Source organism: Marinilabilia sp., from assembly GCF_016278715.1.
Taxonomy (GTDB): domain Bacteria; phylum Bacteroidota; class Bacteroidia; order Bacteroidales; family Marinilabiliaceae; genus Marinilabilia.
Window position 1 is genome coordinate 1 of the sequence record NZ_JADQBH010000060.1, and the last position, 9835, is coordinate 9835.

At 41.6% G+C, this 9835-nt stretch carries 18 protein-coding genes and 1 pseudogene; all 19 read left to right on the forward strand.

Annotated elements, in window-relative coordinates:
• The first annotated feature begins 2 nt into the window (after window positions 1-2).
• Complete coding sequence (gene rplN, locus QZZ43_RS04070; RefSeq protein ID WP_291856521.1) at window positions 3-365, forward strand: 50S ribosomal protein L14; 363 nt, start codon at window positions 3-5, stop codon at window positions 363-365.
• Between the two features lie 20 nt (window positions 366-385).
• On the forward strand, window positions 386-706 hold the full coding sequence (rplX, locus tag QZZ43_RS04075) for a 50S ribosomal protein L24 (RefSeq protein WP_291856523.1): 321 nt from the start codon (window positions 386-388) through the stop codon (window positions 704-706).
• A complete protein-coding gene (gene rplE, locus QZZ43_RS04080; protein ID WP_291856525.1) occupies window positions 706-1263 on the forward strand; it encodes a 50S ribosomal protein L5 in 558 nt (185 codons plus the stop codon). Before rplX ends, rplE begins: the two co-directional genes overlap by 1 nt.
• Window positions 1264-1267: 4 nt before the next feature.
• Window positions 1268-1537 (forward strand): 30S ribosomal protein S14, encoded by a 270-nt coding sequence (rpsN, locus tag QZZ43_RS04085; protein ID WP_291856526.1) that lies wholly within the window; start codon window positions 1268-1270, stop codon window positions 1535-1537.
• 55 nt (window positions 1538-1592) lie between these two features.
• On the forward strand, window positions 1593-1988 hold the full coding sequence (rpsH, locus tag QZZ43_RS04090) for a 30S ribosomal protein S8 (RefSeq protein WP_291856528.1): 396 nt from the start codon (window positions 1593-1595) through the stop codon (window positions 1986-1988).
• Window positions 1989-2003: 15 nt separating this feature from the next.
• Window positions 2004-2555, forward strand: coding sequence for a 50S ribosomal protein L6 (rplF, locus tag QZZ43_RS04095; protein ID WP_291856530.1), 552 nt, complete (start codon window positions 2004-2006; stop codon window positions 2553-2555).
• 24 nt (window positions 2556-2579) lie between these two features.
• The gene (gene rplR / locus QZZ43_RS04100) at window positions 2580-2936 is read left to right on the forward strand and encodes a 50S ribosomal protein L18 (RefSeq protein WP_291856532.1); all 357 of its coding nucleotides are present in this window, start codon (window positions 2580-2582) and stop codon (window positions 2934-2936) included.
• A gap of 5 nt (window positions 2937-2941) precedes the next feature.
• Complete coding sequence (gene rpsE / locus QZZ43_RS04105) at window positions 2942-3460, forward strand: 30S ribosomal protein S5 (protein WP_291856534.1); 519 nt, start codon at window positions 2942-2944, stop codon at window positions 3458-3460.
• An 11-nt stretch (window positions 3461-3471) separates the two neighbouring features.
• Window positions 3472-3648 (forward strand): 50S ribosomal protein L30, encoded by a 177-nt coding sequence (gene rpmD, locus QZZ43_RS04110; RefSeq protein WP_291856536.1) that lies wholly within the window; start codon window positions 3472-3474, stop codon window positions 3646-3648.
• 31 nt (window positions 3649-3679) lie between these two features.
• Entirely contained in the window at window positions 3680-4126 is a 447-nt protein-coding gene (gene rplO, locus QZZ43_RS04115) for a 50S ribosomal protein L15 (protein WP_291856538.1), read from the forward strand.
• A gap of 68 nt (window positions 4127-4194) precedes the next feature.
• Window positions 4195-5532 (forward strand): preprotein translocase subunit SecY, encoded by a 1338-nt coding sequence (gene secY / locus QZZ43_RS04120; protein ID WP_291856540.1) that lies wholly within the window; start codon window positions 4195-4197, stop codon window positions 5530-5532.
• Between the two features lie 20 nt (window positions 5533-5552).
• Complete coding sequence (map, locus tag QZZ43_RS04125) at window positions 5553-6338, forward strand: type I methionyl aminopeptidase (RefSeq protein WP_291856541.1); 786 nt, start codon at window positions 5553-5555, stop codon at window positions 6336-6338.
• A gap of 15 nt (window positions 6339-6353) precedes the next feature.
• On the forward strand, window positions 6354-6572 hold the full coding sequence (gene infA, locus QZZ43_RS04130; protein ID WP_010663197.1) for a translation initiation factor IF-1: 219 nt from the start codon (window positions 6354-6356) through the stop codon (window positions 6570-6572).
• An 18-nt stretch (window positions 6573-6590) separates the two neighbouring features.
• Window positions 6591-6707, forward strand: coding sequence for a type B 50S ribosomal protein L36 (gene ykgO / locus QZZ43_RS04135; protein WP_009779203.1), 117 nt, complete (start codon window positions 6591-6593; stop codon window positions 6705-6707).
• 12 nt (window positions 6708-6719) lie between these two features.
• Window positions 6720-7088, forward strand: coding sequence for a 30S ribosomal protein S13 (rpsM, locus tag QZZ43_RS04140; protein WP_291856558.1), 369 nt, complete (start codon window positions 6720-6722; stop codon window positions 7086-7088).
• A gap of 11 nt (window positions 7089-7099) precedes the next feature.
• Window positions 7100-7489: a 30S ribosomal protein S11 gene (gene rpsK, locus QZZ43_RS04145; RefSeq protein ID WP_291856560.1), complete on the forward strand. Its 390-nt coding sequence runs from the start codon at window positions 7100-7102 to the stop codon at window positions 7487-7489.
• Window positions 7490-7635: 146 nt separating this feature from the next.
• Complete coding sequence (gene rpsD, locus QZZ43_RS04150) at window positions 7636-8241, forward strand: 30S ribosomal protein S4 (RefSeq protein ID WP_291856562.1); 606 nt, start codon at window positions 7636-7638, stop codon at window positions 8239-8241.
• 9 nt (window positions 8242-8250) lie between these two features.
• Window positions 8251-9243 carry a DNA-directed RNA polymerase subunit alpha gene (locus QZZ43_RS04155; protein WP_291856564.1) on the forward strand — a complete coding sequence of 331 codons (993 nt, stop codon included), beginning with the start codon at window positions 8251-8253 and terminating at the stop codon, window positions 9241-9243.
• A 5-nt stretch (window positions 9244-9248) separates the two neighbouring features.
• A pseudogene (gene rplQ / locus QZZ43_RS04160) lies at window positions 9249-9599 on the forward strand (50S ribosomal protein L17); the annotation flags it as partial.
• Between the last annotated feature and the right edge of the window lie 236 nt (window positions 9600-9835).

Genomic DNA, 9835 nt, shown 5'->3' on the forward strand with positions numbered 1-9835 from the left:
TGATACAGCAAGAATCCAGACTTAATGTTGCCGACAATAGTGGTGCCAGGGAGGTTCTCTGTATCCGCGTGCTGGGTGGTACCGGCCGCAGATACGCCTCAGTAGGCGACCGTATTGTGGTGACCGTAAAAAGTGCCCTGCCTTCAAGCGAAATGAAGAAAGGTACCGTTAGTAAGGCGGTAGTTGTTCGCACAAAGAAGGAAGTTAGGCGCGCCGACGGCTCTTACATCCGTTTCGATGATAATGCCTGTGTGCTTATTAATAATTTGGGCGAAATGAGGGGAACCCGTATTTTTGGGCCCATTCCCCGCGAACTTCGCGAAGGGTACATGAAGATTGTTTCATTGGCGCCTGAAGTGCTTTAATTTTAAAGAGTTAGAAAATCATGGGAAAATTACATGTCAAAAAAGGTGATACCGTTATTGTAAATGCCGGTGTCAACAAAGGACAGGAAGGAAGAATCCTGGAGGTCTTTCCCGAGAAGAAGCGCGCCATTGTGGAAGGGGTGAATATGGTAAGTAAACATACCAAACCCAATTCTGAAAACCCACAGGGCGGCATCGTCAAGAAAGAAGCCCCCATTCATATTTCCAATCTTAACCTGAAGGATCCCTCCTCAGGTAAAGCTACCCGTATTGGTCGTAAATTGGATGACCAGGGGAAGTTGGTTCGTTATTCTAAAAAATCAGGAGAGGAGATCAAGTAATGAGCTATACACCTACATTAGAAAAACAGTACAAGGAACAGATTGTACAGGCTCTTATGAAAGAGTTTGATTACAAATCTGTGATGCAGGTTCCCAAATTGGAGAAGATTGTTATTAACCAGGGTGTTGGCGATGCTGTTGCCGATAAGAAATTGGTCGACATTTCTGTGAAAGAGTTGTCAACTATTTCCGGACAGCAAGCTGTGCCCCGTTACTCGAAAAAGGATATCTCCAATTTTAAGTTGAGGAAGAAAATGCCCATCGCTGCCAGTGTTACCTTGCGGCGCGACAATATGTATGAATTTCTGGAACGTCTGATCCGTGTGGCTCTGCCCCGTATCCGTGATTTCAAAGGAATCAACAGTAAGTTGGACGGTAGAGGGAATTATACCCTGGGTATTGAGGAACAAATCATTTTTCCTGAAATAAATATTGATACCGTTAATAAAATTATGGGTATGAATATTACCTTTGTCACCTCAGGAAAAACCGATGAAGAAGCATTTGCTTTGCTTCGTGAGTTCGGATTACCGTTTAAAAACCTTAAAAAGAACTAGTTATATGGCAAAAGAATCCATGAAAGCCCGCGACCGTAAGCGGGATGCACTTATTGCCAAATACGCTGAAAAAAGGGCCCGTTTAAAGGCTGAAGGTGATTACGAGGGCTTGCAAAAGCTTCCTCGTAATGCATCTCCCGTAAGACAACACAACCGATGCAAGCTCACCGGTCGTCCTAAGGGATATATGCGTCAATTTGGTGTTAGCAGGATTACTTTTCGTGAGCTGGCTTCTTCGGGCTTAATACCCGGAGTTAAAAAAGCCAGTTGGTAAGGAGAGTAAGTGTTAAATATTGTCCCGGTAGCGGGATCAATTTAAACTTAAGAAGATGACAGATCCAATTGCAGATTACCTGACACGAGTCAGGAATGCCGTTATGGCAAAGCATAAGGTTGTAGAGGTACCTGCCTCCAATCTTAAAAAGGAGATGACCAAGATTTTGTTTGACAAGGGTTATATCCTCAACTACAAAATGATGGAAGACGGAAAACAAGGCATTATTAAAATCGCCTTGAAGTATGACGCCGCTTCCAAAGAATCCGCCATTAAAAAATTGAAGCGTGTTTCAACACCCGGTTTGAGAAAATATACCGGATATCGTGAAGTTCCACGCGTTTTGAATGGTTTAGGAATTGCGATTATATCCACTTCGAAAGGGGTTATGACTGATAAGGAAGCCCGCAACGAAAAAGTGGGTGGTGAAGTTTTGTGTTACGTATATTAAAAAGGAGGTTTAGTTATGTCAAGGATAGGAATAGTACCAATCAGCATACCTTCCGGAGTTAACGTAACGGTTAAGGACAGCTTGGTGACTGTAAAAGGTCCCAAAGGAGAACTTCATCAGAAGGTTGACCCTGATATGATCGTTGAAATTAACGACGGAAATATTGAAGTGAAAAGGCCCTCAGACGAGAAAAAGCACAAGGCCATGCACGGATTGTACCGCTCATTGATTAACAATATGGTTGTTGGAGTATCTGAAGGATACAAGAAACAGCTCGAGTTGGTAGGTGTAGGGTATCGTGCTCAAAACAATGGCCAGATACTGGAACTTTCGCTTGGGTATTCTCACCCGATTCACATTGAGTTGCCCAAAGAAATTATTGTTGAAGCTAAAACCGACCGAAAGAGCAATCCAACAATTACTCTTGAGTCGGCTGACAAACAGCTTCTTGGACATGTTTGTGCAAAATTGCGTTCATTGCGTAAGCCCGAACCATACAAAGGAAAAGGTGTTCGCTTCTTTGGAGAACAGGTTCGTCGTAAGGCTGGTAAGAGCGCAAAGGTTTAATCTGAGTAAATAAAGATATTTGATATGGCCTTTTCAAAACAAAATAGAAGACTGAAAATTAAAAAGCGGGTGAGGAAAAATATTTCCGGAACCGCAGAAAAACCCCGCATGTCAGTTTATCGCAGTAATAAACAGATATCTGTTCAACTGATCGATGATAAAAGCGGGAATACACTGGTGGCTGCATCTTCACTTTTGAAAGATATCGCTGCAGAGAGTAATAATAAATCCGACAAATCTGCTTTGGTAGGCAAAATGATTGCTGAAAGAGCCAAAAGTGCGGGCATCGAAAATGTAGTTTTCGACCGTAACGGGTATTTGTATCATGGTAGAGTTAAACAATTGGCCGATGCTGCAAGAGATGCCGGTCTTAAATTCTAAACATTATGGCTGGAAACAATAAAAAAGTTAAAAGTAATAACGATATCGAGCTTAAAGACCGTCTGGTTGCTATTAACCGTGTTACCAAAGTAACTAAGGGTGGACGAACCTTTAGCTTTTCCGCCATTGTTGTCGTAGGAGATGAGAATGGAATTGTAGGCTGGGGACTCGGTAAGGCCAATGAGGTGACAACTGCTATTGCGAAAGGTGTTGATGCTGCTAAAAAGAATCTGGTTCATGTACCGATTCTTAATGGTACCATACCTCATGAGCAGATTACTAAATTTGGCGGTGCACAGATTTTTATGAAGCCTGCATCTCATGGTACCGGTCTTGTTGCCGGTGGTGCGATGCGTGCTGTACTTGAAAGTGCCGGAGTGACAGATGTATTGGCAAAATCCAAAGGTTCTGCAAATCCTCACAACCTGGTGAAGGCAACCATAAATGCCCTGTGCGAAATGCGTGATGCCAAAACTGTTGCTGCGCAACGTGGCGTTACCCTGGACAAAGTTTTTAACGGATAAAACCCTTTAAAATGGCTAAAATAAAAGTTACCCAGGTAAAAAGTCGCATCAGGTGTACGCAACAACAAAAGCGCACTTTGGATGCACTTGGACTTAAGAAACTCAACGGTACCGTAGAACATGAGGATACTCCAAATATTCTGGGTATGGTTTGGAAAGTGCAACACCTTGTAAGTGTTCAAAAATAATTTTGGTTTAACGTTTTTATCGAAATAAATCATGGAATTAAATAATCTAAAACCCGCAAAAGGATCGACTCATTACAGGAGACGTCTTGGTCGTGGAACTGGTTCTGGTCTGGGTGGTACCTCCACTCGCGGACACAAAGGAGCCAAGTCGCGTTCGGGATATTCCAAGAAGGTAGGTTTTGAAGGCGGACAGATGCCTTTGCAGAGACGTGTTCCCAAATACGGTTTTAAAAACTTTAATCGTAAGGAGTACAAATCTATTAATGTTAGTACTCTGCAAGCATTTGTAGACAAGACCAACAATGCAGAAATAACTCCCGAAGCACTTTACAGTGCAGGGCTGATTGCAAAGAATGACCTTGTTAAGATCTTGGGAGATGGAGAGCTGAAAGCAAAAATCAATGTGAAAGCTCATGCATTCTCAAAATCGGCAAAACAGGCCATCGAAGCTGTTCAGGGAACTGCTGAAGAATTATAGACACACAACACTGGCCCTCACCTCTTGTGAGGGTCATTGTTTGTCTGTTAATATAGAAAATTACACTCATGAAGTTTATAGAAACCATTCGAAATATCTGGAAGATTGAAGACCTCAAGTCTCGTATTTTGACAACCATCGGTTTTATTCTTATTTACCGTTTGGGGTCTTTCGTTGTAATTCCGGGTATTGATCCAAATCAGTTGGCCAATCTTGAGGCCCAAACCAGCAGTGGTGTACTGGGACTGTTGAATATGTTTTCGGGAGGAGCTTTTTCCAATGCTTCTATTTTTGCATTGGGAATTATGCCCTATATCTCGGCTTCTATTGTTGTGCAGTTGCTTGGTATGGCCATTCCTTATTTTCAACGTTTACAGCGTGAGGGTGAAAGTGGACGAAGAAGAATCAACCAGATTACACGTTATCTGACTGTTATTATTCTGTTGTTTCAGGCTCCCGGTTATATAGCCAACCTTCATGCTCAATTACCCGGTTCAGCATTTGCTGCCTCTGGATGGGGATTTACATTGACTTCTACCATTATTCTTACTGCAGGGTCAATGTTTGTGATGTGGCTTGGAGAGCGGATTACCGACAAGGGGATTGGCAATGGTATTTCATTGATTATCATGATCGGAATTATTGCTCGGTTGCCTTTTGCACTTATTGCAGAATTTGTTTCCCGACTTGAAGAGGGTGGTGGCCTGGTAATGTTACTAATCGAGTTTGTGGTTCTTTTCTTTGTATTTGCAGGAACGATTCTTTTGGTGCAGGGAACACGACGTGTACCCGTTCAGTATGCCAAAAGAATTGTAGGAAATAAACAATATGGCGGTGTTCGTCAGTATATCCCGTTAAAAGTTAATGCAGCAGGGGTAATGCCTATTATCTTTGCCCAGGCAATTATGTTTGTGCCTATTACACTTGCCGGCTTTGCCGATAGTGAAACAGCCACCGGTTTTGCCGCTACATTTGCCGATTTTACCGGATTCTGGTATAACTTCACATTTGCCTTTTTGATTATAATATTTACCTATTTCTATACTGCAATTACTATCAATCCGCAGCAAATGGCTGAAGATATGAAACGCAATGGTGGTTTTATTCCGGGTGTTAAACCAGGTAAGAAGACCATGGAATTTCTGGATTCCGTAATGTCTAAGATTACATTACCGGGTTCTATTTTCCTTGCTATTGTGGCTATTCTTCCCGCATTTGCGATGTTGGCCGGAATTGACCAGACTTTTGCTCAATTTTATGGGGGTACTTCATTACTGATTCTTGTTGGAGTCGTACTTGATACCCTTCAGCAAATTGAGAGTCACCTGCTGATGAGACATTATGATGGATTGATGAAATCCGGACGTATTAAAGGACGTACCGGTGGTGGAGCTGCCATGTATTAAAAGAGGGACTGTTTGACAGAATGATATATTTGAAGACAAAAGAGGAGATAGAGTTGCTTCGGGAGAGTAACATGTTGGTGGCTAAAACCCATGGTGAAGTTGCCAGATGGGTTCAACCCGGGGTGACAACTCTTAAACTGGATGAAATAGCAGAAGAGTTTATCAGAGATCATGGAGGTGTTCCTGCTTTTCTGAATTATCAGGGATTTCCTAATTCTCTTTGCACATCCGTTAACGACCAGGTGGTTCACGGAATTCCTAATAAAAAACCATTGAAAGATGGAGATATTGTTTCCGTGGATTGTGGTGCCTTGCTTAACGGTTTTTATGGCGATTCAGCCTATACCTATTGTATTGGGGAAGTGGATGAGGACATAAAAAAGTTGTTGGAAGTCACTAAGGCCTCCTTGTATAAAGGAATTGAACAAGCTGTTGATGGCAAACGGATTGGTGATGTTGGTTATGCTGTTCAATCATATTGTGAAGACAACGGTTTCTCAGTTGTACGTGAAATGGTTGGTCATGGAGTTGGCAAAAACTTGCACGAATCTCCTGAGGTGCCCAATTATGGACGCAGGGGAAACGGAGTCAAGCTAAAGGAAGGAATGGTGATTGCTATTGAACCAATGATAAATCTTGGGAAACGGCATATTATTCAGGAAGCCGACGGCTGGACGATTCGGACGAAGGATCGGAAGGTTTCTGCTCATTTTGAGCACACTGTTGCAGTGGGGAAAAATGAGGCAGATATATTATCTAGTTTTAAATTTGTCGAAGAAGTATTACATTTGCAGTCTGAAAAATAAAAAGATACACATTTTATGGCAAAACAAGCTTCTATAGAACAAGACGGTACTATTATCGAAGCACTTTCCAATGCTATGTTTCGTGTAGAGTTGGAAAACGGGCACGTAATAACAGCCCACATTTCCGGTAAGATGAGGATGCACTACATCAAAATTTTACCGGGTGACAGGGTCAAGGTGGAAATGTCGCCCTATGACCTTACAAAGGGAAGAATAAGTTACAGATACAAATAATTTTCAAATTATAGAGACATGAAGGTAAGAGCATCTGTTAAAAAGCGCAGTGCCGACTGTAAGATTGTACGGCGCAAAGGTCGCTTATATGTGATCAATAAGAAGAACCCGAAGTTTAAACAACGTCAAGGATAAAATTTTACGAATATGGCAAGAATTGCAGGAGTTGATATTCCTACGCACAAAAGGGGAGAAGTTTCTCTGACCTATATTTTTGGGATTGGACTAAGTACCGCCCAAAAAGTGCTTGACCAGGCCGGTGTAAGCCGTGAAGCTAAGGTCAATGAGTGGACTGATGAACAACTGACTAAAATCCGTGAGATTATTAGTTCAAGCATCACTACTGAAGGAGAACTTAGATCTCAGGTTCAGCTTAATATTAAGCGTCTGATGGACATTGGTTGTTATCGTGGAATCCGTCACCGGATTGGTTTGCCTGTAAATGGTCAATCAACCAAAAACAATGCCCGCACACGAAAAGGCAAGAAGAAAACTGTTGCTAACAAGAAGAAATAATTAAGTGAATTATGGCAAAAAAGACGGGAAGTCAAAGGAAGAAAGTTGTTAAGGTGGAAGCTGTGGGACAAGCCCACATCCATTCTTCGTTTAACAACATTATTGTTTCTCTGACCAACAACAATGGTCAGGTTATCTCGTGGTCCAGTGCCGGTAAAATGGGGTTCCGTGGTTCTAAAAAGAACACACCCTATGCAGCTCAAACTGCTGCCAGCGATTGTGCTAAAGTTGCACACGATATGGGTCTGAGAAAAGTGAAAGTATATGTGAAAGGTCCCGGTAATGGTCGTGAATCGGCTATTCGTTCGCTCCACTCTAGTGGTATCGATGTTACCGAGATTGTTGACGTGACCCCACTTCCGCACAACGGATGTCGTCCTCCAAAAAGAAGAAGAGTTTAATTGTTTAACTAGTTGTTAACCATAAATTTTTGGTCTTGAGTTTTGAATAAGGTGGGTTATATATATTATAAACCTCCTCTCTATAATCTTGCGGCTGTCATATTCATCATTTGAAATCAAAAATTTAAAATCAAAAATTTAGTAGAATGGCTAGATATATTGGTCCCAAAACCAAAATTGCCCGTAAATTTGGGGAATCCATTTATGGACCCGATAAATATTTCGAAAGAAAAAATTATCCTCCAGGACAACACGGTAACTCACGTCGTCGTAAGACGAGTGAATATGGTGTTCAGTTGAAAGAAAAGCAGAAAGTCAAATATACCTATGGCTTGCTCGAAAAACAGTTTCGTAACTTGTTTAAAAAAGCAAGCAATAAAACAGGTATTACCGGTGAAATCCTGCTGGGATTACTGGAATCCAGACTTGACAACGTTGTTTACCGCATGGGCATTGCCCCAACGCGCGCGGCTGCCCGTCAGCTTGTGTTGCACCGTCACATTACTGTAGATGGTCAAATTGTAAACATTCCTTCTTATACTTTACGTCCAGACCAACTCATTGGTGTTCGTGAAAAATCAAAATCTCTGGAAGTAATTAGTACTTCTTTGGGTAATTCAAGTGTTCAGAAATTTTCCTGGCTTGAGTGGGATGATAATACCATGCAGGGTAAGTTTATCAATGTTCCTGATAGATCAGAAATACCCGAAAATATTAAAGAACAGTTGATCGTTGAATTATACTCTAAATAATTAATTCTTATGGCAATATTAGCGTTCCAAAAACCTGACAAAGTCATCATGCTCGAGGCTGACGACAAATTCGGTCGCTTCGAATTTCGTCCTCTTGAGCCGGGATATGGTATTACTGTTGGAAATGCCTTAAGAAGAATCTTATTGTCCTCACTCGAAGGATATGCGATAACAACTGTGAAGATTGAGGGTGTTGACCATGAGTTCTCAAGCATCCCAGGAGTAGTTGATGATGTTAGCGAGATTATTCTGAACCTTAAACAGGTCAGGTTTAAACAAACAGTAGAAGATCACGACCAGGAAAAAATCGCTGTAAAGGTGACTGGTAAAGAAACTCTCACTGCCGGTGATTTTAACCAGTTCTTAAACGGATTTGAGGTTTTGAATCCTGAATTGGTGATTGCTCACATGGATTCTGATGTGAAATTTCAGATGACACTGACTATTTCCAAAGGTCGTGGATATGTTCCTGCTGCCGAAAATCAGAATTCTGAACAGGAAATTGGTACTATTGCCATTGATTCTGTATACACTCCTATTCGTAACGTTAAATACGACATAGAGAATTACAGGGTTGAGCAAAAAACCGACTACGAGAAACTTGTTTTTCAGATTCAGACTGATGGCTCTATTCATCCTAAAGATGCATTGAAAGAAGCTTCAAAAATCTTGATTCATCACTTTATGTTGTTCTCCGACGAAAAGATTACTCTTGATTCGGAAGAGAAATCCAGCGGTGACGAATTCGATGAAGAAGTGCTGCACATGCGTCAGATGCTTAAAACCAAACTGGTTGACATGGATCTTTCGGTTCGTGCCCTTAATTGTCTTAAGGCTGCAGATGTGGAAACTCTTGGCGAGTTGGTCCAATATAACCGAAACGACTTGTTGAAATTCCGGAATTTTGGTAAAAAGTCGCTTACCGAGTTGGATGACCTCCTAGATAATATGGGGCTAAACTTCGGTATGGATATTACGAAGTATAAATTAGACAAGGAATAATTGCAATGAGACATAGAAAGAAATTTAATCATTTAAGCCGCACAAGTGCTCATCGTAAGGCCATGCTTTCAAACATGGCAAGTTCTCTTATCATTCATAAGAGAATTAAAACTACTTTGGCCAAAGCCAAGGCACTACGTATGTACGTTGAGCCGCTTATCAATAAATCAAAAACCGATAATACGCATTCTCGTCGTATCGTTTTCAGTCATCTTCAAAACAAGGAAGCTGTTTCTGAACTCTTTCGTGAGATTTCCGAGAAAGTGGCTAGCCGCCCAGGTGGTTATACCCGCATTTTGAAGCTTGGTAATCGTCAGGGAGATGCTGCCGAAGTTTGCTACATTGAGTTGGTTGACTATAACGAAAACATGCTTTCCGATTCTTCAGGTGCTGCTAAGAAAAGTACAAGAAGAAGTCGTCGCGGCAGCAAAAAAGCTACAGCTGAAACTACTGCAGCTGCTGCACCTGCCGAAAAAGCTGCTGCGCCTGCTGCTGAAGAAACGCAGGAAAGCAAAGCTCCTGAAGCCGGAGAAGAGAAAAAAGAAGAATAAAACAGATGAGCTCTCATTTGATTTAAAAGTTCTTAAAAAGG